Annotated in this window: 20 protein-coding genes; 10 read left to right on the top strand and 10 right to left on the bottom strand. The window is 61.1% G+C overall.

All coding sequences use genetic code 11. The features are described from left to right. The 3 genes from QMK50_RS13745 to QMK50_RS13735 all read right to left on the bottom strand — a co-directional run bounded on the left by QMK50_RS13745 (position 1) and on the right by QMK50_RS13735 (position 1,922). Positions 1–561 carry a carbonate dehydratase gene (locus QMK50_RS13745; protein ID WP_095165013.1) on the bottom strand — a complete coding sequence of 187 codons (561 nt, stop codon included), beginning with the start codon at positions 559–561 and terminating at the stop codon, positions 1–3. Beyond that, positions 558–1,454 carry a GTP cyclohydrolase FolE2 gene (gene folE2 / locus QMK50_RS13740; protein WP_320333302.1) on the bottom strand — a complete coding sequence of 299 codons (897 nt, stop codon included), beginning with the start codon at positions 1,452–1,454 and terminating at the stop codon, positions 558–560. Before folE2 ends, QMK50_RS13745 begins: the two co-directional genes overlap by 4 nt. A gap of 90 nt (positions 1,455–1,544) precedes the next feature. After that, positions 1,545–1,922 carry a glutamine synthetase gene (locus QMK50_RS13735; protein WP_320333301.1) on the bottom strand — a complete coding sequence of 126 codons (378 nt, stop codon included), beginning with the start codon at positions 1,920–1,922 and terminating at the stop codon, positions 1,545–1,547. 152 nt (positions 1,923–2,074) lie between these two features. Here QMK50_RS13735 and zigA point away from each other — a divergent pair, with 152 nt between their 5' ends. The 3 genes from zigA to QMK50_RS13720 all read left to right on the top strand — a co-directional run bounded on the left by zigA (position 2,075) and on the right by QMK50_RS13720 (position 4,984). Continuing rightward, positions 2,075–3,283, top strand: coding sequence for a zinc metallochaperone GTPase ZigA (gene zigA, locus QMK50_RS13730; RefSeq protein WP_320333300.1), 1,209 nt, complete (start codon positions 2,075–2,077; stop codon positions 3,281–3,283). Then, complete coding sequence (locus tag QMK50_RS13725) at positions 3,280–3,924, top strand: DUF1826 domain-containing protein (protein WP_320333299.1); 645 nt, start codon at positions 3,280–3,282, stop codon at positions 3,922–3,924. Before zigA ends, QMK50_RS13725 begins: the two co-directional genes overlap by 4 nt. An 88-nt stretch (positions 3,925–4,012) precedes the next feature. After that, positions 4,013–4,984 (top strand): CobW family GTP-binding protein, encoded by a 972-nt coding sequence (locus QMK50_RS13720; protein WP_320334518.1) that lies wholly within the window; start codon positions 4,013–4,015, stop codon positions 4,982–4,984. Positions 4,985–4,988: 4 nt separating this feature from the next. Here the strand turns inward: QMK50_RS13720 and QMK50_RS13715 are convergent, their stop codons facing one another. Then, positions 4,989–5,387: a DUF3301 domain-containing protein gene (locus QMK50_RS13715; protein ID WP_095165005.1), complete on the bottom strand. Its 399-nt coding sequence runs from the start codon at positions 5,385–5,387 to the stop codon at positions 4,989–4,991. Positions 5,388–5,502: 115 nt separating this feature from the next. Here QMK50_RS13715 and pdxY point away from each other — a divergent pair, with 115 nt between their 5' ends. Beyond that, the gene (gene pdxY / locus QMK50_RS13710) at positions 5,503–6,375 is read left to right on the top strand and encodes a pyridoxal kinase PdxY (RefSeq protein WP_095165003.1); all 873 of its coding nucleotides are present in this window, start codon (positions 5,503–5,505) and stop codon (positions 6,373–6,375) included. Positions 6,376–6,379: 4 nt separating this feature from the next. On the opposite strand, the gene QMK50_RS13705 is transcribed toward pdxY, so the two are convergent. Continuing rightward, positions 6,380–6,862 carry an acyl-CoA thioesterase gene (locus tag QMK50_RS13705; RefSeq protein ID WP_095165001.1) on the bottom strand — a complete coding sequence of 161 codons (483 nt, stop codon included), beginning with the start codon at positions 6,860–6,862 and terminating at the stop codon, positions 6,380–6,382. Between the two features lie 238 nt (positions 6,863–7,100). On the opposite strand from QMK50_RS13705, the gene QMK50_RS13700 reads away from it, so the two are divergent. Further along, positions 7,101–8,864 (top strand): cation:proton antiporter, encoded by a 1,764-nt coding sequence (locus QMK50_RS13700; RefSeq protein WP_095164999.1) that lies wholly within the window; start codon positions 7,101–7,103, stop codon positions 8,862–8,864. Positions 8,865–9,015: 151 nt separating this feature from the next. Here the strand turns inward: QMK50_RS13700 and QMK50_RS13695 are convergent, their stop codons facing one another. The 3 genes from QMK50_RS13695 to uvrD all read right to left on the bottom strand — a co-directional run bounded on the left by QMK50_RS13695 (position 9,016) and on the right by uvrD (position 12,917). After that, entirely contained in the window at positions 9,016–9,423 is a 408-nt protein-coding gene (locus QMK50_RS13695) for an SMI1/KNR4 family protein (RefSeq protein ID WP_095164997.1), read from the bottom strand. 136 nt (positions 9,424–9,559) lie between these two features. Then, positions 9,560–10,435 (bottom strand): Tim44 domain-containing protein, encoded by an 876-nt coding sequence (locus tag QMK50_RS13690; protein WP_095164995.1) that lies wholly within the window; start codon positions 10,433–10,435, stop codon positions 9,560–9,562. Between the two features lie 298 nt (positions 10,436–10,733). Further along, positions 10,734–12,917 (bottom strand): DNA helicase II, encoded by a 2,184-nt coding sequence (gene uvrD / locus QMK50_RS13685; protein WP_159998637.1) that lies wholly within the window; start codon positions 12,915–12,917, stop codon positions 10,734–10,736. Between the two features lie 259 nt (positions 12,918–13,176). On the opposite strand from uvrD, the gene QMK50_RS13680 reads away from it, so the two are divergent. Continuing rightward, complete coding sequence (locus QMK50_RS13680) at positions 13,177–16,044, top strand: putative bifunctional diguanylate cyclase/phosphodiesterase (RefSeq protein WP_320333298.1); 2,868 nt, start codon at positions 13,177–13,179, stop codon at positions 16,042–16,044. A gap of 80 nt (positions 16,045–16,124) precedes the next feature. Here QMK50_RS13680 and QMK50_RS13675 read toward each other — a convergent pair whose 3' ends face one another. After that, positions 16,125–16,436, bottom strand: coding sequence for a hypothetical protein (locus QMK50_RS13675; protein ID WP_320333297.1), 312 nt, complete (start codon positions 16,434–16,436; stop codon positions 16,125–16,127). 347 nt (positions 16,437–16,783) lie between these two features. On the opposite strand from QMK50_RS13675, the gene hexR reads away from it, so the two are divergent. Beyond that, positions 16,784–17,650: a transcriptional regulator HexR gene (gene hexR, locus QMK50_RS13670; RefSeq protein WP_095164987.1), complete on the top strand. Its 867-nt coding sequence runs from the start codon at positions 16,784–16,786 to the stop codon at positions 17,648–17,650. 155 nt (positions 17,651–17,805) lie between these two features. After that, entirely contained in the window at positions 17,806–18,018 is a 213-nt protein-coding gene (locus tag QMK50_RS13665) for a PA3496 family putative envelope integrity protein (RefSeq protein WP_095164985.1), read from the top strand. Here QMK50_RS13665 and QMK50_RS13660 read toward each other — a convergent pair. Beyond that, the gene (locus tag QMK50_RS13660; RefSeq protein ID WP_095164983.1) at positions 17,960–18,922 is read right to left on the bottom strand and encodes a LysR family transcriptional regulator; all 963 of its coding nucleotides are present in this window, start codon (positions 18,920–18,922) and stop codon (positions 17,960–17,962) included. The two genes, QMK50_RS13665 and QMK50_RS13660, sit on opposite strands and share 59 nt — an antisense overlap. Before the next feature lie 191 nt (positions 18,923–19,113). On the opposite strand from QMK50_RS13660, the gene QMK50_RS13655 reads away from it, so the two are divergent. Beyond that, positions 19,114–20,529 (top strand): acetyl-CoA carboxylase biotin carboxylase subunit, encoded by a 1,416-nt coding sequence (locus tag QMK50_RS13655; RefSeq protein WP_095164982.1) that lies wholly within the window; start codon positions 19,114–19,116, stop codon positions 20,527–20,529. An 11-nt stretch (positions 20,530–20,540) separates the two neighbouring features. Then, a complete protein-coding gene (gene oadA, locus QMK50_RS13650) occupies positions 20,541–22,346 on the top strand; it encodes a sodium-extruding oxaloacetate decarboxylase subunit alpha (protein WP_095164980.1) in 1,806 nt (601 codons plus the stop codon). Positions 22,347–22,348: the final 2 nt, after the last annotated feature.

Raw genomic sequence — 22,348 nt, 5'->3', positions numbered from 1 at the left:
TCAAAACTCGTTCTGCAAGGCTTTGTAGCCTCGCACCAGATCGACGTTGGTGCGTGCCACATCTTCGGAAAACTCCGAGGCGCTGACGCTGACCGGCGGGAACTGGGACAGGTCGGTGTGGGGGCCGATGCGGGTGGTGGAGGGCACATAGAAATCCCTGGGCAAGTCGCGGCCATCGACCACCGAGTTGTGCCGCACGACACAACCGTCGGCGACCGCACAGTTGAACAGCACGCTGTTGAAACCGATGAACACCCGATTACCGACGGTGCAGGGGCCGTGGACGATGGAGCGGTGGGCGATGGAACTGAACTCGCCGATGGTCACCGCCGCACCGGATTTGGAGTGGATGACCACGCCGTCCTGGATATTCGAATTGGCGCCGATGGTGATCGGTTGCATCTGGCCCGACTCATCGACTTCGTCGGCCCGAATCACCGCGTAGGGGCCGACGAACACGTTCTCGCCGATTACCACCTTGCCGCAGATGATTGCGGTTTTATCGACGTAGGCGGACTCGGCAATGCGCGGCAAGTCGCCGGAGGGATTCTTGCGGATCATGGTTGCTCCCGGCGCCAGTGACTTTCGGCGACTGCATCATGGGCGTGCAGGCTTTCGGCGTGGACCACGCGCACATCGAACGCCTGCAGCCCCGGGAAGCGTTGCAGCGCCAGGTGCAGGCGGCGTGCAGCGTCCTCGCAGAACATCAGGTTTTGCCCGTTGGCCAGGGCGAAGGCCTGCTCGTCCGCGCGCTTGACTGCGGTTTGTACCGCGGTGCCCAGGGCGGCTTCGGCGTGGTTGATGGCGGCGATCAGCGGCAGATCGTCGAGCGTCCCGTCCAGGTGCAAGCACAACTGGGCCGTGCTGCGCTGACTGTGGGGGGTGGCGACTATGCCGCGGGTGGAACCAAGCCAAGCCAGCACTTCGGCGTGCTGCAAAGGTGTGTTGGCAAAGTCATCGACGAACTGCTGCTGAATCAGTTGCCTGGACAGCGCCGCGGAGCAGGGGCAGGTGGAGGAGTAACTGACATCGACACGCAGTTCCACGTGGAACACCGCCCCTTGCAGGCGCGCATCGAGGCTGATCGGGTAACTTTTCCAGCCGGCCAATGGGCTGACCAAGGCTGGGCGCTGCAGCAGGATATCACTGTGAATACGCAGGTAAGCCGAGGTCGCCAGGCCTTGATGGCTGTCGAGAAAATCTTGCAGTACGCGGCGCAGGAGCGCGGGTGTCAGGTTCTCCTGCTCCAGCATGGCCAGTGCCAGGTACAGGCGCGACATATGTATGCCACGGGCTTGCGCGTCATCGAGGCTGACGCCGGCATCGGCTTTGGCATTCAGGCGCTGGTCGTCGAATAGAACAGGAAGAGCAATGCCGCACATGCCCACCCAGTCCAGGGGCAAGGATTGGCGTGCGGCCTGCGCGGCGATATCCGGCAGAGTCAGCGCATTCATGAGCGGGTCCGTCGTAGGAAATGATTTCGAATGTTATATTATAACAATCAAATCGACGACAGCTTTTTCAAGCCATGTCCCCTATTGCCCTCAACAGCCCGTCAGGCGGCTGCAGGTGAAACGGGCGCTGGCTCCCCCTGAACTGGAAAACCGGTTAAGGGTGGTCCAGCCAACACGCCGGCTGTAGCCGACCCAGGCCTCGCCATCGGAGGCCAGGCCAGTGAAGAACGTGAGCTGGCCGTAACGGCTGGTGGTTTGCGCCCAGTACCGTTTGCCGTTTTGTTCAAAGCCGCGCATGTAGGTGGTATTGCCCGCGGTGGCGACGCTGTAGGCATTGCCTTGCGGGTCGACGCAGGCCAGCAGGGTGGCGCTGCGGGTACAGGTAGCCAGCCCCGGTAGTTGCGCCCAGGCATCGGCCGCGAACAGCAGCAAAAGGCCGGACAAGGTGCATTTCAGGACGTAGGGCATGGGGTTTCTCGGGCAGGTGGCAGGGCCAAGGATTGCGCCCTTCGTCGCGGGCGACAAGCACGGATTGGCTTATTTGCATTGTTATACTATAACATTTGCGTCTTGCCTGATCTGTGATCTCCCGTGACGCCTGCTGCCCAGAGGACTACCTGATGCCCAATCGCCTTCCCGTTACCGTGCTCTCCGGCTTTCTCGGCGCCGGAAAAAGCACCCTGCTCAATTATGTCCTGCGCAACCGCGAGCATCTGCGGGTCGCGGTGATCGTCAACGACATGAGCGAAATCAACATCGACGGCAGCGAGGTGCAGCGCGATGTCAGCCTGAACCGCGCCGAAGAAAAACTGGTGGAGATGAGCAACGGCTGCATTTGCTGCACCCTGCGTGAGGACTTGCTGGAAGAAGTCAGCAAACTGGCCCGGGACGGTCGCTTCGATTACCTGCTGATCGAGTCCACCGGGATTTCCGAGCCTTTGCCGGTGGCGGAGACTTTCACCTTCCGTGATGAACAGGGGCAGAGCCTGGCCGACATCGCGCGGCTCGACACCATGGTCACGGTGGTCGACGGGATGAACTTCCTGCTTGATTACCAGGCCGCCGAAAGCCTCGCCTCCCGCGGGCAGACCCTGGGCGAGGACGATGAGCGTTCGATCACCGATCTGCTGATCGAGCAGATTGAGTTCGCCGATGTGCTGCTGATCAGCAAGATTGACCTAATCAGCAGTGCCGAACGGGAGGAGTTGATCGCCATCCTCAAGCGCCTGAATGCCCAGGCGCAGATCATCCCCATGGTCATGGGCGAGGTGCCGTTGCGGCAGATCCTCAATACCGGGCGTTTCGATTTTGCCAAGGCGGCCCAGGCGCCGGGCTGGCTCCAGGAGTTGCGTGGCGAGCATGTGCCGGAAACCACCGAGTACGGCATCGCCTCAACGGCTTACCGGGCTCGCCGGCCGTTTCATCCCCAGCGTTTTTTCAGCTTTATCGACCGGCCGTGGGTGAACGGCAAACTGCTGCGCTCCAAGGGCTTTTTCTGGCTGGCCAGCAAGCACCAGGATGCCGGCAGCTGGTCCCAGGCAGGCGGCTTGATGCGCCACGGTTTTGCTGGGCGTTGGTGGCGTTTTGTACCGAAAGAGCAGTGGCCGGACGATCAGGAAAGCACCGCGGCGATCATGCAAAATTGGCTGCCTGGCACCGGCGATTGTCGCCAGGAGCTGGTGTTCATCGGGCAGAACATCGACTTTGCCCAGCTCACTGCAGAGCTGGATGACTGCCTGCTCAGCGCTGACGAAATGGCCATGGGCGTGGAGGGGTGGCGCTCGCTGGCTGATCCCTTCGGTCCCTGGTTCGACGAGGAGGCGGCATGAGCCGGGCGCCTGCGCTCCAGGCCCGGCCGTTGGTCCGCCAAGCCATTGGTCAGACCCCCGAAGTGTTCACCCGGATCCTTGAGGACGGCACCAACCTGGCGCTGTGGCAGCGTCGGTTGCCATTGCATATCGTCGATTTCGCCACGCTGTTGTTGTCGCTTAACCAGCCGTTGGCCGAATCGCTGGTGGTCGAATTGGCCAATGATGAGGCGCAACCCGACCTGCGCAACCTGGCGGCTTGTTGCAGTGATCTGCAGGGCTATGAGGGATTTATCGCCGATGTTGCCTGGCTGATCAGTGCCTTTGCCTGCCTGCTCGGGGCACGGCGGATCGGGGTGCGGGTGCGCACCCTGGATAAAGCCATGTGTCCTCGTTTTCACGTCGACCATGTGCCAGTGCGGCTGATCACCACCTACGCGGGGGTCGGTAGCCAGTGGCTGGAAGAGGGCATGATCGAGCGTCAGCTCCTGGGCAATCCGCAAGCCGAGCCTGGGCAGTGCCAACAGATGCTCGGTGGTGAAGTGGCGTTGCTCAAGGGGGAGAAGTGGCAGGGCAACGAAGGCGCGGGCCTGATCCACCGTTCGCCGGCCCTGGCGGCGGGAGAGCGCCGCCTGATCCTGACGCTGGACTGGCTGGCGTGAGTCAGGTGGCGATAGTGAATCGGCCGGCGCTCAGGCATATTGCGATGATCTTCCTGTGATGCCGCTCTCTGCCGTGAAATCGCCAAGCCTGTTGCAGAACATCCCTACCCACGTGATTGCCGGCCCCCTGGGTGCCGGCAAGACCAGCCTGATTCGTCACTTGCTGGCGCAGCGGCCGGCGCACGAACGTTGGGCGGTGCTGATCAACGAGTTCGGACAGATCGGCCTCGACGCCGCACTGTTGACCACCGGCGCTGATGGCATTGCGCTGGGAGAAGTGGCCGGCGGCTGCCTGTGCTGCGTGAATGGCGCACCTTTCCAGATCGGCCTGGGTCGGTTGCTGCGCCGCTCACGTCCCGATCGCCTGTTCATCGAACCTTCGGGTCTCGGCCATCCGGCACAGTTGCTCCGGCAATTGAGCGAGGCTCCCTGGCAAGGGGTGCTGGCGCTCCAGCCGAGCGTGATGGTGCTCGACGCCCAGGCGCTGGCCGCCGGCAAGCCATTGCCCGCCGCGCAACAACAAGCGCTGCCCAGCGCCGGGCTGTTGCTGCTGAACAAGGCCGAGCACCTGGCTGCGGACCAACGGCAACGAATTAGCGGGTTGTTGCCCCAGTGCCCGCTGATCTGGACCGAGCACGGTCGGTTGCCATTGCGCGAGCTGCCAGGCGGGCAAAGCCAGGCCCAAGCGCTTGTGGATAACTTTACTGCCGCCAGGGGCGTGGCGCCCGCTCCATTGATCTGGACCGACCCGGCCTCGCCAATCTGTTTGAGTCAGCAGCAGGAAGGGGGGTGGAGCATCGGTTGGCGCTGGCACTCGAGCCAGGTATTCGATCGCCAGCGCCTTGCCGCTTGGCTGCAGTGCCTCACCTGGCGTCGGGCCAAACTGGTTATCCACAGCGCCGAAGGCTGGATATCCGCCAATGCCCTGGATAACGCGGCGCTGGATTGGCGGACCAGTGAGTGGCGCCAGGATTCACGCCTGGAGTTGATCTTCGAGGCGCCGCAAGCGGTGGATGAACTGCAACAGGCGCTGGCCGCTTGCCGGGTGACGCTGGCTTGAGGCCTTAGGGACGCTGCTTGCTGTGATCCTGGCGCCACTGGCTCAGCTCGATCACTTCGGCGCTTGGCATCGCCGGTTTTTCATCATAGGGCATCGGGTAGGGCGCGAGCTCGATCTGTGCGCTGTGCTGGCCGAACTGGGTGATGGTACCGGCATGCCGGGTTTCGCCGGTCACGGTGAACTCAAAATTGTAGATCCGGGCCAGGCGGCGTCGGCCGTTGGCATCTTTGACGAACGCGATTTTCTTCAGCGCCACGTTGCCGTCGAGCAATTCGATGTCGAGTTTGGCGCAGTGGCGCTTGACCCGTTCCAGCGCTCGCTCGCGCAAGCCGTGGTTGTGCCACAGCCATGCTGCACCGGTCGCCAGCAGCATCAGCACGAAGATATTTCCCAGGGTCAGCATCAAACGCACTCCAACTAATTGGCACCAGCTTAACTGCGACATTGGCCTGTCGTACAGGCTGCGTTTAGTCGCATACTGCGCGGCTCGAATTTCAATCGTTTTACGGAAATCCCGCATGAAACGTACACCGCATCTGCTCGCCATCCAGTCCCACGTGGTTTTCGGTCATGCTGGCAACAGCGCCGCGGTTTTCCCGATGCAGCGGGTTGGGGTGAACGTCTGGCCGCTGAATACGGTGCAGTTCTCCAACCACACGCAATACGGCCAGTGGGCCGGCGAGGTGTTGGCGCCCCAGCAGATTCCTGCGCTGGTGGAAGGGATTGCCGCCATCGGCGAGCTGGGCAATTGCGACGCAGTGCTGTCGGGTTACCTGGGCAGCGCGGCGCAGGGGCGAGCGATCCTCAGTGGCGTGGCGCGGATCAAGGCGACCAACCCACAGGCGCTGTACCTCTGCGATCCGGTCATGGGCCATGCCGAGAAGGGTTGCATCGTGCCCGCCGAAGTCAGCGACTTCCTGCTCAACGAAGCGGCGGCCGTGGCTGATTTCATGTGCCCGAACCAACTGGAGCTCGACAGCTTCTCCGGGCGCAAGCCGCAGTCGCTGTTCGATTGCCTGGGCATGGCCCGCGCTTTGTTGGCGCGTGGCCCCAAGGCGGTACTGGTCAAGCACCTGGATTATCCCGGCAAGCTGGCGGACGGCTTCGAAATGCTGCTGGTGACCGCCGAAGGCAGCTGGCACCTGCGTCGTCCGCTGTTGGCGTTCCCGCGCCAGCCGGTGGGCGTGGGCGACCTGACGTCGGGGTTGTTCCTGGCGCGGGTGCTAATGGGCGACAGCCTGGTGGCCGCGTTCGAGTTTGCCGCAGCGGCGGTGCATGAAGTACTGCTGGAAACCCAGGCCTGCGCCAGCTACGAGCTGGAGCTGGTCCGGGCCCAGGACCGCATCGCCCATCCGCGGGTGAAGTTCGAAGCCACTGCGATCAGCCTCTGATTGCTCAGACGTCGGCCTTGATTTCCTGGTAGCGCTTTTCCAGTTCCTGGCGGACCTGGCGCCGCTGTTTGCCCTGGATGTAGCGGCGGCGGTCTTCGCTGTTCTGCGGTTGCAGCGGTGGCACCGCCGCGGGCTTGCGCTGGTCGTCGACCGCCACCATGGTGAAGAAGCAACTGTTGGTGTGGCGCACCGAGCGCTCGCGGATGTTTTCGGTCACCACCTTGATGCCCACCTCCATCGAGGTGTTGCCGGTGTAGTTGACCGACGCCAGGAATGTCACCAGCTCACCGACGTGAATCGGCTCGCGGAAAATCACCTGGTCCACCGACAGGGTCACCACGTACCGGCCGGCATAACGGCTGGCGCACGCGTAGGCTACTTCGTCGAGGTACTTGAGCAGGGTACCGCCGTGGACATTGCCAGAGAAGTTGGCCATGTCGGGGGTCATCAGTACTGTCATCGACAGCTGGGCATTTCCGGGTTCCATAGCACACTCACGGTTCTAGGCAGGGATTCAGGGGCGTACCTCTGCGGGCACTTGAGCTGTTTTTCAAAGCATCCTTAACGGGACGCCGCGCCGCTCGCGGTCGTCACGCTTGTATCCATCTGTTTCCATATATTGCACCGCGTTTCTGCCGGAAGTCGCGGTGTTACCCTTCAAAAGCCCGTTCGACAGGCTTTTTCTCGCGTCACGCCTACAGCATCCCCATCAAGGAGCCTTCGCCATGCATGCCATCAGTTTCATTCAGGATTTGGCAGTGATCATGCTGGTGGCGGGGGTGGTGACCGTACTGTTCCATCGCTTCAAGCAGCCCGTGGTCCTGGGGTACATCGTTGCCGGCTTCATCATTGGCCCGCACACCCCGCCATTCGGCCTGATCCATGACGAGCAGACCATCAAGACCCTGGCCGAGCTGGGGGTGATTTTCCTGATGTTCTGCCTCGGCCTCGAGTTCAGCTTGCGCAAGTTGTTCAAGGTCGGCGCTACGGCGTTTATCGCGGCGTTCCTGGAAATCGTGCTGATGATCTGGATCGGCTACGAAATTGGCCGCTGGTTCGACTGGAACACCATGGATTCGCTGTTTCTCGGGGCGATCCTGGCGATCTCCTCGACCACCATCATCGTCAAGGCGCTCAACGACCTGAAGATGAAGAACGAGCGTTTTGCCCAGCTGATTTTTGGCGTGCTGATCGTCGAGGACATCCTGGGGATCGGTATCATTGCCTTGCTGTCGAGCATCGCGGTGAGCGGTACCGTGAGTTCGGGCGAGGTGTTTTCCACCGTCGGCAAACTCTCGCTGTTCATGATCGTCGCGCTGGTCATCGGCATCCTGCTGGTGCCGCGGCTGCTGGCCTACGTGGCGAAATTCGAAAGCAATGAAATGCTGCTGATCACCGTGCTGGGCCTGTGTTTCGGCTTTTGCCTGCTGGTGGTCAAGCTGGAGTACAGCATGGTGCTGGGGGCGTTCCTGATTGGCGCGATCATGGCTGAATCGCGGCAATTGCTGAAAATCGAGCGCCTGATCGAACCCGTTCGCGACTTGTTCAGCGCAATCTTTTTTGTCGCCATTGGCCTGATGCTCGATCCGCTGATTCTATTGCAGTACGCCTGGCCGATTGCGGTGATCACCGTCGCCGTGGTGCTGGGCAAGATGCTGTCCTGCGGCCTGGGGGCCTTTATTGCCGGCAACGACGGACGCACCTCGCTGCGGGTTGGCATGGGCCTGTCACAGATCGGTGAGTTCTCCTTCATCATCGCGGCGCTGGGCATGACCTTGCAGGTCACCAGCAATTTCCTCTACCCGGTGGCGGTCGCCGTCTCGGTGATCACCACGCTGCTGACGCCGTACCTGATTCGCGCGGCTGACCCACTCTCGATCAAGCTCGCCGCGGTCATACCGACGCGCCTTGGCCGGGTGCTGGGAATGTATGGCGAATGGTTGCGCAGTATCCAGCCGCAGGGTGAGGGCGCGCTGCTGGCGTCGATGATCCGGCGGATTCTGCTGCAGGTGGGGGTGAACCTGGCGCTGGTGGTGGCGATCTTCCTGTCGGGCGGTTTTTTCGCCGAACGCATGTCGGCTTATCTGCAGGACTGGATCAGCGATCCGAGCTGGCAGAAGGCCTTGATCTGGGGTGGGGCATTGCTGGTGTCGCTGCCTTTCCTGATTGCCGCCTATCGCAAGATCAAGGCGCTCTCGATGCTGCTGGCGGAAATGGGGGTGAAGCCGGAGATGGCTGGCCGCCACACACAACGGGTGCGCCGGGTGATCGCTGAAGTGATCCCGATTCTCTCGCTGCTGGTGATTTTCCTGCTGCTGGCAGCCTTGTCGGCCAGTATTTTACCGACCAACAAGTTGCTGTTGCTGATTGCCGTGGTCACCGCCGCGGTGGCGGCGCTCCTCTGGCGCTGGTTCATCCGTGTGCATACGCGGATGCAGGTGGCCCTGCTGGAAACCCTGGACAACCACAAGGAGTCGTCCGGCCATTGAAGCGCAGATCCGTAGACCCGTAGCAGCTGCCGAGCCTGCGAACCTGCGTTCGGCGGCGTAGCCGTCGCTTGTTCGAGGGGCCTGGCGGTTGCTGCGCAACCGAACGCAGGCTTCGCCAGTTGCTACAACAACCTCACGCAGGGGGCCAGACTCAGCTTTCCAGCCAGACGTCCCGCGCCCAGTGCCATACCGATTCCCAGGTTTCTTCGGCAACCAGTTCGTCTTCGGCTTGCCACAGCACCACGGTGCCGTCTTCTTCGACGCAGTAGTAGTCGTCACCATCCTGGCAGATAGGGATCAGGCTACGGTCCACGCCTGCGTCCCAGGCGTTGGCGGCAACGTCCGGCAGGTAGGTGTGGGATTGTGGGTCTGTGACAGTTACAGGTTCCAGGCTGCCGTAGACCACGTCGCTGACGGTCAGCAGGAATTCCCTGAAGACAAACGGGATGTCGATGAACAGTTGTTCCTCGATTTCCACCAGTTGGTCTTCGTCAGGCAGCTCCAAGGGCACCGGTACCGGTTCGTTGGCTTCTCGCAGTTGTTCGATGATTTCTTCCACGTCCGGGATCCTCTTGCTCAATGGCGCGGTTTGGTTGGGGCGGTTTATACAGTAGCTTGCTATAGATGCAACCGCGAAATAGAAAACCCCAGCCGAGGCTGGGGTTTTTATTACTGCATGCGAACCGCGCGAGGTATTAGCCGTTCTGGCGAATACCGGCGACCAGCCAAGGCTGGTTGTCGCCTTGCGGACGTTCCATGTTCCAGCTTTCGCTGAACACTTCGCCCTGGTCGAAACGCGAGGTTTTCGACACGCCGCTGAAGGTCAGGGTGGCGATTGTCTTGTCGGCGCGATCATCTACGCCGTCCAGTTGCACGGTGAGGTTGTCGATGTAGGTCGACTGGAAGCCGTCGCCCAGGTCGGCACGTTCGCGCTTGAGGAACTCCAGCAGTTGTGGGGTCACGAACTCGGCGATCTTGTCCATTTCGTTGGCGTCCCAGTGCTGCTGCAGGGACTGGAAGTGGTTGCGCGCGGCTTCAATGAAGCGCTCTTCGTTGAACCAGGCCGGAGCGTTGATCACCGGACGAGCAGCAGCCGGAGCGGCCGAACCACCGAAGATCGAACCCATGGCAGGCTTGTTCTCGAACACTTCACGCTGCATTGGCGCGTGACCGGCCGGGGCCAGGTGCTCTTGCTGCTTGCGACGACGAGCGGCGATGAAGCGGAAGATCACGAAGGCGATGACCGCCATGATCAGGATGTCGAAGATCTGCATGCCCTGGAAGCCACCGCCCATGAACATGGAGGCCAGCAGGCCGCCAGCGGCGATACCGGCCAGCGGGCCGAGCCAGCGCGAAGCACCGCCGGCCTTGGCCGCAGCGCCAGCGGCACCGGCAGCACCAGCGGTCGCCGCAGCGCCGCCCATGCCAGGAGAAGAAGGAGCCATTTGGCTGGTCTGGTGAGTCGGCGCAGCGCCGGAGCTCTTGCCGCCACCAAAGCGCTTGGCGTTGGCGTCCAGGCTCATCGTCAGGCCGATGCACAACGCCATGGCGATGCTAAGAAAACGTTTCATAAAGGGAATTCCCATTTGTGGATGGCACGCGCGCCATGTTGCACAGGTGAAGTGTTGCTGGCTAGCGGCAGAGTGTTTCGGGCTTTTGCCTGACAGGCTGGGTTCAGCTCAACCGGCCTGCGTAGGGCTATGTACTTTTGTCTGTGGGATGGGCCGACAAGTTCAGAAGGACTAGGAGCAAAGATCAACGCCACATCCTCTGAGCGAGCCTGCTCGCGAATACACGCGCCGCGGTGTAGCTATTCGCAAGCAGACGAAGCGCCGCCCGGCGCTCTCCCACAAGGACGCGCTCGCGCCTTTAGATCGCTTCCAGCTTGGCGTAGCCGAGCATCAGCCACTTGCTGCCTTCGCTGAAGTTCACTTGCACCCGGGCCTGGGCCCCGGCGCCTTCGAAGTTGAGAATCACCCCTTCGCCGAACACCGCGTGCTGCACTTGCTGGCCGAGGCTGAACGCGGTTTCGGGGATTTCCGTGCCGGCGAACATACTGCTCGAGCTCTGCTTCTGGCCACCGCCGAACGGCCGGCTGACGCTATTGGACAGCCGCACTTCCTGAATCAGGCCCTTGGGTACTTCGCGTACGAAACGCGAGACCTTGTTGTAGGTCTCGCTGCCATACAGGCGCCGGGTTTCAGCGTAGGTCATCACCAGGTTCTGCATGGCGCGGGTAATGCCGACGTACGCCAGGCGACGCTCCTCTTCAAGACGGCCGGGCTCTTCCAGGCTCATCTTGTGCGGGAACAGACCCTCTTCCATACCGACCAGGAACACGTAGGGGAATTCCAGGCCCTTGGCGCTGTGCAGGGTCATCAACTGGATGCTGTCTTCGTGCTCGTCGGCCTGGGTATCGCCGGCCTCCAGGGAGGCATGGCCGAGGAAAGCAGCCAGTGGCGTCAGCTCTTCGTCTTCTTCGCTGTTCTCGAAGTTGCGCGCGGCGCTGACCAATTCCTCAAGGTTTTCTACCCGGGCCTGGCCTTTCTCGCCTTTTTCCGCTTCGTGGTAGGCAATCAGCCCCGACTGCTCGATGACGGTCTGGGTCATCAAGTGCAGCGGCATCTCGGCGGTTTTCGCCGCCAGGTTGTCGATCAGCTCGATGAAGGCGCCCAGGGCGCCGGCAGCGCGGCCAGTCAGGCCTTTATTGGCGATCAGCAAGCGCATGGCTTCCCACATCGACACATCGCTGTGGCGAGCGTGGTCGCGGATGGCTTCGACGGTTTTCTCGCCAATGCCACGCGCCGGAACGTTGATCACCCGCTCCAGGGCCGCGTCGTTGCCGCGCCCTTCAAGCAAGCGCAGGTAAGCCATGGCGTTCTTGATTTCAGCACGTTCGAAGAAGCGCTGGCCGCCATAGATGCGGTACGGGATGCGTTCGCGCAGCAGGGCTTCTTCCAACACCCGAGACTGGGCGTTGGAGCGGTACAAAATCGCGATATCGCTGCGCGCCAAGCCGGTTTTCAGCGCGCTTTCGATGGTTTCGACAACGTAGCGGGCTTCGTCGTGTTCATTAAAGGCGGCGTAGAGGTTGATCGCTTCGCCTTCACCGCCATCGGTCCACAACTCTTTGCCCATGCGCCCGGTATTGTTGGCGATCAGGGCGTTCGCCGCCTTGAGGATACCGGCGGTGGAGCGATAGTTCTGCTCCAGGCGAATGGTCTCGGCATCCGGGAAGTCATCGGAGTACTGATAGATGTTCTCGATTTTCGCCCCGCGCCAGCCGTAGATCGACTGGTCGTCGTCACCCACCACCATCAGGCTGTCGCCGCCCTTGGCCAGCAGGCGCAACCAGGCGTACTGCACGGCGTTGGTGTCCTGGAACTCGTCTACCAGGATATGGCGGAAGCGTTTCTGGTAGTGCGCCAGCAAGCCCGGATGGTCGCGCCACAGGTCGAGGGCGCGCAGCAGCAACTCGGAGAAGTCGATGACACCAGCGCGCAGGCACGCGGCCTCGTAGGCCTCATAGATGCTGCGCATGGTGCCCAGGAACAGGTCGCCACTGGCTTGAATGTGTTGTGGACGCAGGCCTTCGTCTTTCTGGCCGTTGATGAACCACTGGGCCTGGCGGGCCGGCCAGCGCTGCTCGTCGAGGCCCAGCTCACGGATCACCCGTTTGACCAGCCGCTGCTGGTCGTCGCTGTCGAGGATCTGGAACGTCTGGCTCAGGCCGGCTTCCTGCCAGTGCGCCCGCAACAGGCGGTGCGCCAGGCCGTGGAAGGTGCCGACCCACATGCCGGCCGGGTTGATACCCATCAGTTGCTCGATGCGATGGCGCATCTCGGCAGCAGCCTTGTTGGTGAAGGTCACCGACAGGATTGAGTGAGGCGAGGCGTTTTCGACCTGGATCAACCAGGCGATACGGTGCACCAGCACACGGGTTTTACCGGAGCCAGCACCGGCCAGGACCAACTGACGACCCACGGAGGCAGCTACGGCCTGGCGTTGGGCATCGTTGAGTGAGTTCAGCAAAAGGGAGAGGTCATCGCGCATCGGGGCATTCTAGGGTGCCGCGTCAAACCGGGCAAACCGAGCTTTGCATTAACCGATGAAAGAGTTGCCGAGGGCGACCGCCCAGTCACGCGGCAGCGGCCCTTACAGGCCGTGGCTCTGCGGTTTTGCGCGGTTTTGCCAGGCACTCGCTTTCGTCGATTTTATCCCTCGCGCCAGTTTGGTCAGGGTGCTTGCTTGTGTATGCTCCGTCGACGTTTCGGGCACGTATGCCCCCTCTATAAGAACAAGAATATCGCCTATGACCTTCAGCTCCAGCCTGGCAGGATCCTTCGTGGAGCCGCAGGTTATCCGCAAGCAGTACGCCATGGAGATGGCGGTCGAGCGCACGCGTATGCTGTACCAGGGCTCGCTGCTGCCCACCTTGCTGATGCTGCTCAATGGCCTGGTCTGTGCCGGTTTGCTGTGGGACCCGCAGCGTTATCTGCAGGTCAGTGCCTGGCTGGTCTGGTTACTGTTGCTGGTGGCATTGCGGGTGATCCAGGTGGCAGCCTTCGATTCGGCCATGCCCAGCCGCCAGGCGCAGCCGATCTGGCGGCGCATGTTCCTGCTGGGGTCGGCCCTCAGTGGCCTGACCTTGGCCGCAGCCGGTATCGCCCTGGTGCCCACCGACAGTTTCCTGCAGCAAGCCTGGGTGTTTGGCCTGATCGGCGCGGCCACCCTGTGCGCCAGTGTCGCTTACGCGGTCAGCCTGTCGGCCTTCCTGTCCTTTACGTTGCCCTGCCTGCTGCCGGCCATCGGCTATCTGTTCTGGGGCGGCGATCAACAGCAGCAGGGCTGGGGCTGGCTCGGCCTGATTCTGCTGGGCTCCTTGAGTGTGGTGGCGTGGCAGGTCAACCGGCTGATTGGACGAGGGTTGTTGCGCCGCTTTCAGAATCAGGCGCTGATCGAGCATTTGCGGCAGGCGCAAAGCGGTAGTGACCAGCTCAACCAGGACCTGGCGCGGGAAATCGACCAGCGCCGCCAGGCCGAAGCCGAGCTGCGCACCGCGCAAGTCGGCCTGGAGACTCGGGTGGCGCAACGCAGCCTCGAACTGGACGCCGCCAACCAGGCGCTGAGCAAAAGCGAAGCGCGCCTGGCGCTGGCGTTGAAGGCCAGCGAACTGGGCTTGTGGGACTGGAATCTGCAAACCGACGAAGTGCATCACACCCAGCTCAAGGAATTGTTCGGGATCGAGCCCGAGTTCATCACCGAGATGCTCAGCCACCTCAAGCCGCGCCTGCATCCCTCGGACTTGCCGCCGCTGCGGCGGGCACTGGTCGCGCATTTGAAGGGGCGCAGCGAGGATTACCAGATCGAGTACCGCGTGCGTCACGGGGACGGGCATTGGGTCTGGATTGAGGACCGGGGGCGCGCGGTGGAGCGCGGCCCTGACGGTCGTGTGCTGCGCATGGTTGGCACGCGGCGCGACATCAGCGCCAGCAAAGGCCTGGAAGAGCAGCGCCAGTTGGCGGCCACGGTGTTTGAGGCAGCAAGCGAAGGCATTGTGATTTTCGATCCGAATTACGCGTTGATTGCGGTCAATCAGGCGTTCAGCCGGGTAACTGGCTATCAGGCCGAGGACCTGCTGGGGCGCAATGTGATCGAGCTTCCCTGCAGTCGTGACGCCCGCCGCCACTACCCAACGATTCATCAGGCGCTGGAACAAAACGGCAGTTGGCAGGGCGAGTTGGTGGAGGCGCGCAAGAACGGCGAACTCTACCCGCAATGGTTGCAGCTGAACGTAGTGCGCGATTCTCGGGGAACTGTGAGCCATATTGTGGGCTTCTTCGCCGATCTCTCCACTCGGCGCGAATCCGAAGAGCGCATGCGCTACCTGACCCACTACGACGAGCTCACCGGGCTGGCCAACCGTGCGCTGTTCCGTGAGCGCCTGCAGGACGCTCATCAGCGGGTGCGCCAGGGCGGTCGCAGCTTGGCGCTGCTGCACATCAACCTGGATCGTTTCAAATTGCTCAACGACAGCCTGGGCCATGATGTGGCCGACCAGTTGTTGCAGAAAATGGCCCGGCGCCTGGTGAACGCGCTGCCGGAAGCGGACACCATCGCCCGTTTGTCCGGGGATGAGTTTGCCGTGCTGTTTGATGCCTATGGCAGCCTGTCGAGTCTGGCGCGGGTCGCCACCCGGTTGGCGGCCAAGCTGCGGGTGCCGCTGAGCATTGATGGGCAGGAGCTGGTAATTAGCGCCTCGATGGGCATCAGCATGCTGCCGGACAACGCGCGGGAGATTCCCGCGTTGGTCAGCCAGTCGAACATGGCCATGCAGCACGCCAAGCACCTGGGTGGCAATAATTTCCAGTTCTACACCGACAGCCTGCAGGCCAGCACCCTTGAGCGCCTGCAACTGGAAAACCAGTTGCGCAAGGCCGTCGAGGAGCGACAGCTGAAAGTCTATTACCAGCCCAAGCAGTGTCTGGCCAGCGGTCGCCTGAACGCTGCCGAAGCGCTGGTGCGCTGGGACCATCCGACCATGGGGCAGGTGCCGCCGGCTGAGTTCATCGGTTTGGCAGAGGAAACCGGGTTGATCGGCCCGATTGGCGAATTCGTGTTGCGTCAGGCCTGCTGGCAGGCATGCGAGTGGCAGCGCCAGGGGCTGGCGCCGATCCGGGTTTCGGTGAATTTGTCGGTGCATCAATTGCGCCAGGGCAAACTGGTCAGCCTGGTGCGCCAGGTCCTCGAGGAAACCGGCCTGGAGCCACGCTACCTGGAGCTGGAACTGACCGAAAGCCAGTTGCTCGACAGCGTCGAACACATCATTGCTACCTTTCAGCAACTGCGAGACCTGGGAGTGAAGCTGGCCATCGATGACTTTGGCACCGGTTACTCGTCGTTGAGTTACCTCAAGCGCATTCCGGTGGACTACGTGAAGATTGACCAGGCGTTTATCCGCGGCCTGGGCGAGGGCAGTGCCGATGCGGCAATCACCCGGGCAATCATTGCCATGGCCCATGGCTTGTCGTTGAAGGTAGTGGCTGAAGGTGTGGAGCGAAGGGAGCAACTTGAGTTTCTCAAGAATGAGCGCTGCGACGAGGTTCAGGGCTACCTGATCAGTCGGCCAATGGAGGCGCAAGATTTAGCGGTTCTGCTAAGAGCGCAACGCATCGAATGAATTGTTATCGCAGTATCGTGCCTCCCAACGGTAATAGTTGACCGGCGGGAGGCCCGGCAATATGTAAGGGTTACAAGTTATTAGTTGGTTGTCATGATGTTGTCGATGAGGTGCAATAATGCGCCATCATAAAAGATGCCGACGCCAGTTGCGTCGTAGTTTCCAGTAACTTTGTACTCTACAAGTTTGTCTGTTAAAACCGCCAGTGAAGAACCATCGGCCCGTTCAAGGACCAGCTCCAGAGGCAGGAAAGGAGTGTCTTGTACCTTGCTTGGCACCAATTTTGGTGTAATGCCGGAGTTGGCAACAGTTACTGTGCCAAATACTCGGAACGAAGCGGCACCTGGCATGCGGTCAATTTGTGCGTTCCAGTTTTTTGTTTGAATGCTCATCGTATTTATTCCTTATGATTAAATTGTCTTGCTCCTGCGCAATCAATCTAACAAGGTCAGCTTTGTTGTGGGTGGTATTTATCTAGTGGCTATGTAAGTTCATATATTGATCTTTATTTGTTATTTCATTGTTCCCTGAACTTCCAATGGCCGAATCGGAGGCTGTCGTTTTCTGGTGAGCTTGGTCGATCACGGGGTTACATCTGTCGACGAGGGCTACATGAGGTGCCCGCAGCGGAAATCGAGGGATTCGCAAGCGCATTGAGCAGGCAAAAAACGGATTCTTGTAGTATAACTACAAGCTTGCTACATCCCCGGCGCCCGCCCATAACAATGAGTCCTGCCCTTTGAACCTGTTGCAACATATCGCCCAGTCTCGCCACCTGTTACGCAAATCGGAACTCAAGGTTGCCGACCACGTGCTGCTTGACCCTGCGGCAGTGATGCACAGCTCCATGGCTGATCTTGCCCACAGCGTTGGCATCAGCGAACCGACCATCGTGCGCTTCTGTCGTGCCATCGGCTGTTCGGGTTTCCAGGACTTAAAGCTGAAGCTGGCGCAAAGCCTGGCCGCCGGTGCGAGTTTCGGCCAGTTTGCGATCCACGAAGACGATTCGGTCGCCGACTACAGCCTGAAAATTTTCGACACCACCCTGCACACCCTGATGGAGGTTCGCGAGAAACTCGATCCGATCGAACTGCAGCGGGCCGTGACGCTCATGTCCCAGGCCCAGCGTGTCGAGTTCTACGGTTTTGGTGCATCTGGCGCGGTGGCGGCGGATGCCCAGCATAAATTCTTTCGCTTGCTGCTGACGGCTGCAGCGTATTCCGACCCGCACATGCAGGCGATGTCGGCGGTCACGTTGAAACCCTCTGATGTGGCGATCTGCATCTCCCAGTCCGGGCGTTCCAAGGACCTGCTGATCACCGCCAATCTGGTGCGTGAGAGCGGTGCGTCGTTGATCACCTTGTGCCCGAGCCAGACGCCGCTGGCCGAGCTGTCGACCGTCAACCTGGCGATCGATGTGCATGAGGACACCGAAATCTACACCCCGCTGACCTCGCGTATCGCCCACCTGGTGGTGATCGACGTGTTGGCCATGGGCGTGGCCATGGCGCGTGGCCCGAGCCTGGTCAACCACCTCAAGAGCGTCAAGCGCAGCCTGCGCAGCTTGCGCTTGTCGCCCAAGTCGGTGAAGGCGCTGGACGACTGATTTCGATCGCGATGGTGGCAGGTCTTGGCGATCTTATCGCGAGCCTGCTCGCCAAGACGTCTGCCAATGTTCACATCCCTGTAACCCACGCGCAGCCAAACCGTCATCCCTGCGGCCTATCTTGAAACTCCCGTACTCGCCTTGGGAGACTCGAAATGGCCCAGCCCTACGAAGAACGCAACAGCGCTATCAAAACCCGCCGTCAGCAGGAAGACCAGCGCCGCATGGCGTTCCGCCGCGCGATTGAAGATCGTTGTGAGCGCCGGCAACTTCTCGCCGAGATTGGCGATTTTTCCGACAGCCTTGAGCTCAATTACTGGCAAGCGAGCCCGGCAGCTTCGCGTCGAAGCGCTCAACCAGCGCGCTGATCTGCACCCGTTCATTGCGGATAAATCCCAGGAACGCATGCGCGACCGGTGACAGGCGCTTGGCTTTGGCCTGCACCACGCACCAGCTGCGATACAACGGCAGCTCTTCGACCGGCAGCTCCTTGAGCCCGCCGGTCGCCAACTCCAGGTTCAGGGCGTGTCGCGTCAACAGCGCCACGCCCAGACCTGCCACCACACATTCGCGCTGGGCCTCGGCCGACGAGACCTCCTGGGTCTGGTTGAAGTGCACGCGCTTTTCCTTGAAATACTCTTCACAGGCCAGGCGCGTCCCGGAACCAGGCTCGCGCAACAGCAAGGTGTAAGGCTCAAGGTCCTGCAAGCGCAGGGGGCCCATGTGGCACAGCGGGTGGTCAGGCGGGGCGACGGCGACAATCGGGTTATTGAGGAAGGGCAGGAATTCCAGGCCCATGTCCTGCGGCACCATGGACATGATCACCAGGTCGTCGCGGTTATCCGACAGGCGCCGGATCACTTGCCCACGGTTGACTACCGTCAGTTGCAAATTGACTTCCGGGTGCTGGCGCTTGAAGGCGGCGAACAGATGGGGGACGAAGTACTTGGCGCTGGATTCCACCGCCAGCTTCAGCTGTCCTTGCAGCGAACCCTGCATGTCGGACAGCTGCATATCGAGGTTTTCCAGGCGGCCAAAAATGTCCCGACTGGCGCGCTGTAACGCTTCAGCTGCTTCGGTCATGTAGAGCTTTTTACCGACATAATCGAACAATGGCTGCCCAACCAGCTCTTCAAGCTGACGAATTTGTAGGCTGACGGCCGGTTGTGTGAGTGACATTTCCTCAGCTGCGCGGCTGTAGGAACGTAAATCGCAGACTTCATTGAAGATTTGCAATTGCCGTAATGTCATACGCATCAATGACTTACGCATTATATAGGTGCTCTGGTGGCGGGCCTGTCGCTCAACTATAAGTCTTTACTTATAGCTAACCCAATAATTATTGATTTTTGTTAATCCCTTGCGCGGGATAGTGTGGCTCTGCGACTGGCTTGAAACATTTAGTCACTCGCCGACCCGGTCTAGCGGGTCGTGGGTAGCAACCGGCTCAAGGGAAACTCCAAGTGATAACTAAGATCCTGATCGCCAACCGTGGTGAAATTGCCGTACGAATCGTACGTGCTTGCGCCGAGATGGGCATTCGCTCGGTTGCCATTTATTCCGACGCCGACCGTCATGCCTTGCATGTGAAGCGCGCCGATGAGGCCCACAGCATCGGAGCCGAGCCATTGGCCGGTTACCTAAACCCGCGCAAGCTGGTGAACCTGGCCGTGGAAACCGGTTGCGACGCGTTGCACCCAGGTTATGGGTTCCTCTCGGAAAACGCCGAACTGGCAGATATCTGCGCAGAACGCGGGATCAAGTTCATCGGCCCGTCGGCAGAAGTCATTCGCCGCATGGGCGACAAGACTGAAGCGCGCCGCAGCATGATCAAGGCCGGCGTGCCAGTAACCCCAGGCACCGAAGGCAACGTCGCGGGCATCGAAGAAGCCCTCACCGAAGGCGACCGCATCGGCTACCCGGTGATGCTCAAGGCCACTTCCGGTGGTGGCGGCCGTGGTATTCGTCGCTGCAACAGCCGCGAAGAACTCGAACAGAACTTCCCTCGCGTCATTTCCGAGGCCACCAAGGCCTTCGGTTCGGCGGAAGTGTTCCTGGAAAAATGCATCGTCAATCCCAAGCACATCGAAGCGCAGATCCTCGGCGACAGCTTTGGCAACGTGGTGCACCTGTTCGAGCGCGACTGCTCGATCCAGCGCCGTAACCAGAAGCTGATCGAAATCGCCCCCAGCCCACAACTGACCCCGGAACAGCGCGCCTACATCGGCGACCTGTCGGTGCGCGCAGCCAAGGCCGTGGGCTACGAAAACGCCGGCACCGTGGAGTTCCTGCTCGCCGAGGGCGAGGTGTACTTCATGGAAATGAACACCCGGGTGCAGGTGGAACACACCATCACCGAGGAAATCACCGGCATCGACATTGTCCGTGAGCAGATCCGCATTGCTTCCGGCCTGCCACTGTCGGTGAAACAGGAAGACATTCATCACCGTGGTTTCGCGTTGCAGTTCCGCATCAACGCCGAAGACCCGAAGAACAACTTCCTGCCCAGCTTCGGCAAGATCACTCGCTACTACGCCCCCGGCGGCCCTGGCGTGCGTACCGACACGGCGATCTACACCGGCTACACCATTCCACCGTTCTACGATTCGATGTGCCTGAAACTGGTGGTTTGGGCTTTGACCTGGGAAGAGGCCATGGACCGTGGCTTGCGCGCCCTCGACGACATGCGCCTGCAGGGGGTCAAGACCACCGCTGCGTACTATCAGGAAATCCTGCGCAACCCGGAATTCCGTAGCGGCCAGTTCAATACCAGCTTCGTTGAAAGCCACCCGGAACTGACCAACTACTCGATCAAGCGCAAACCCGAAGAGCTGGCCCTGGCCATCGCCGCCGCCATCGCCGCCCACGCAGGCCTGTGAGGAATATAACAATGTCCAAGATCCACGTTACCGACACCATCCTGCGCGACGCCCACCAGTCGCTGCTCGCCACCCGCATGCGCACCGAAGACATGCTGCCGATCTGCGACAAGCTCGACAAAGTCGGCTACTGGTCGCTGGAATGCTGGGGCGGCGCCACCTTCGATGCCTGCGTACGTTTCCTCAAGGAAGACCCGTGGGAGCGCCTGCGTAAACTGCGCGCCGCCTTGCCTAACACTCGCCTGCAGATGCTCCTGCGCGGCCAGAACCTGCTGGGCTACCGCCATTACAGCGACGACGTGGTCAAGGCCTTCGTCGCCAAGGCCGCGGTCAACGGCATCGACGTGTTCCGCATCTTCGACGCGATGAACGACGTGCGTAACCTGCGGGTGGCCATCGAAGCGGTGAAAGCTGCCGGCAAGCACGCCCAGGGCACCATCGCCTACACCACCAGCCCGGTGCACACCATCGAAGCGTTCGTGGCCCAGGCCAAGCAGATGGAAGCCATGGGTTGCGACTCGGTGGCAATCAAGGACATGGCCGGCCTGTTGACCCCGTACGCCACCGGCGAACTGGTCAAGGCACTCAAGGCCGAACAGTCGCTGCCCGTGTTCATTCACAGCCACGACACTGCCGGCCTGGCCGCGATGTGCCAACTCAAGGCCATCGAAAACGGTGCCGAGCACATTGATACCGCCATCTCCAGCTTCGCCTGGGGCACCAGCCATCCGGGTACCGAGTCGATGGTTGCCGCCCTTAAAGGCAGCGAGTTCGACACCGGCCTGAACCTGGAACTGCTGCAAGAGATCGGCCTGTACTTCTACGCCGTGCGCAAGAAGTACCACCAGTTCGAAAGCGAGTTCACCGCGGTCGATACCCGCGTGCAAGTCAACCAGGTACCGGGCGGGATGATTTCCAACCTGGCCAACCAGTTGAAAGAGCAGGGCGCCCTGAACCGCATGAGCGAAGTGCTGGCGGAAATCCCGCGGGTGCGCCATGACCTCGGCTACCCGCCGCTGGTGACCCCGACTTCGCAGATCGTTGGCACCCAGGCGTTCTTCAACGTGCTGGCCGGCGAGCGCTACAAGACCATCACCAACGAGGTGAAGCTGTACCTGCAAGGCGGTTACGGCAAGGCGCCGGGTGCCGTCGACGAGAACCTGCGTCGCCAGGCAATCGGCAGCGAGGAAGTGATCGACGTTCGTCCGGCCGACCTGTTGAAGCCGGAAATGACCAAGCTGCGTGGCGAAATCGGCGCGCTGGCCAAGTCCGAAGAAGACGTGCTGACCTACGCCATGTTCCCGGACATCGGACGCAAGTTCCTCGAAGAGCGCGAAGCCGGCACCCTGACTCCGGAAGTGCTGCTGCCGATTCCTGAAGCTGGCGGCGTGACCTCGGCGGGTGGCGAAGGCGTGCCGACCGAATTCGTCATCGATGTGCACGGCGAAACCTACCGCGTCGATATCACCGGGGTGGGCGTCAAGGCCGAAGGCAAGCGTCACTTCTACCTGTCCATCGACGGCATGCCGGAAGAAGTGGTGTTCGAACCGCTCAACGAATTTGTCGGCGGTGGCAGCAGCAAGCGCAAGCAAGCCACGGCCCCCGGCCACGTCAGCACCACCATGCCGGGCAACATCGTCGATGTGCTGGTCAAGGAAGGCGACACTGTGAAAGCCGGCCAGGCCGTGCTGATCACCGAAGCGATGAAGATGGAAACCGAAGTGCAATCGGCCATCGCCGGCAAGGTCACCGCCATTCACGTGGCCAAGGGCGACCGGGTCAACCCGGGCGAAATCCTGATCGAGATCGAAGGCTGATT

Origin of the sequence: Pseudomonas sp. P5_152 (assembly GCF_033989915.1) — a bacterium.
Classification (GTDB): Bacteria; Pseudomonadota; Gammaproteobacteria; order Pseudomonadales; family Pseudomonadaceae; genus Aquipseudomonas.
This window is presented reverse-complemented; position numbering and strand designations above follow the sequence as displayed.

Coding starts and splice junctions, on each gene's coding strand:
- QMK50_RS13745 (WP_095165013.1), bottom strand. CDS start 561: ATGATCCGCAAGAATCCCTCCGGCGACTTGCCGCGCATTGCCGAGTCC.
- folE2 (WP_320333302.1), bottom strand. CDS start 1,454: ATGAATGCGCTGACTCTGCCGGATATCGCCGCGCAGGCCGCACGCCAA.
- QMK50_RS13735 (WP_320333301.1), bottom strand. CDS start 1,922: ATGCCCTACGTCCTGAAATGCACCTTGTCCGGCCTTTTGCTGCTGTTC.
- zigA (WP_320333300.1), top strand. CDS start 2,075: ATGCCCAATCGCCTTCCCGTTACCGTGCTCTCCGGCTTTCTCGGCGCC.
- QMK50_RS13725 (WP_320333299.1), top strand. CDS start 3,280: ATGAGCCGGGCGCCTGCGCTCCAGGCCCGGCCGTTGGTCCGCCAAGCC.
- QMK50_RS13715 (WP_095165005.1), bottom strand. CDS start 5,387: ATGCTGACCCTGGGAAATATCTTCGTGCTGATGCTGCTGGCGACCGGT.
- pdxY (WP_095165003.1), top strand. CDS start 5,503: ATGAAACGTACACCGCATCTGCTCGCCATCCAGTCCCACGTGGTTTTC.
- QMK50_RS13705 (WP_095165001.1), bottom strand. CDS start 6,862: ATGGAACCCGGAAATGCCCAGCTGTCGATGACAGTACTGATGACCCCC.
- QMK50_RS13700 (WP_095164999.1), top strand. CDS start 7,101: ATGCATGCCATCAGTTTCATTCAGGATTTGGCAGTGATCATGCTGGTG.
- QMK50_RS13690 (WP_095164995.1), bottom strand. CDS start 10,435: ATGAAACGTTTTCTTAGCATCGCCATGGCGTTGTGCATCGGCCTGACG.
- uvrD (WP_159998637.1), bottom strand. CDS start 12,917: ATGCGCGATGACCTCTCCCTTTTGCTGAACTCACTCAACGATGCCCAA.
- QMK50_RS13680 (WP_320333298.1), top strand. CDS start 13,177: ATGACCTTCAGCTCCAGCCTGGCAGGATCCTTCGTGGAGCCGCAGGTT.
- QMK50_RS13675 (WP_320333297.1), bottom strand. CDS start 16,436: ATGAGCATTCAAACAAAAAACTGGAACGCACAAATTGACCGCATGCCA.
- QMK50_RS13665 (WP_095164985.1), top strand. CDS start 17,806: ATGGCCCAGCCCTACGAAGAACGCAACAGCGCTATCAAAACCCGCCGT.
- QMK50_RS13660 (WP_095164983.1), bottom strand. CDS start 18,922: ATGCGTAAGTCATTGATGCGTATGACATTACGGCAATTGCAAATCTTC.
- oadA (WP_095164980.1), top strand. CDS start 20,541: ATGTCCAAGATCCACGTTACCGACACCATCCTGCGCGACGCCCACCAG.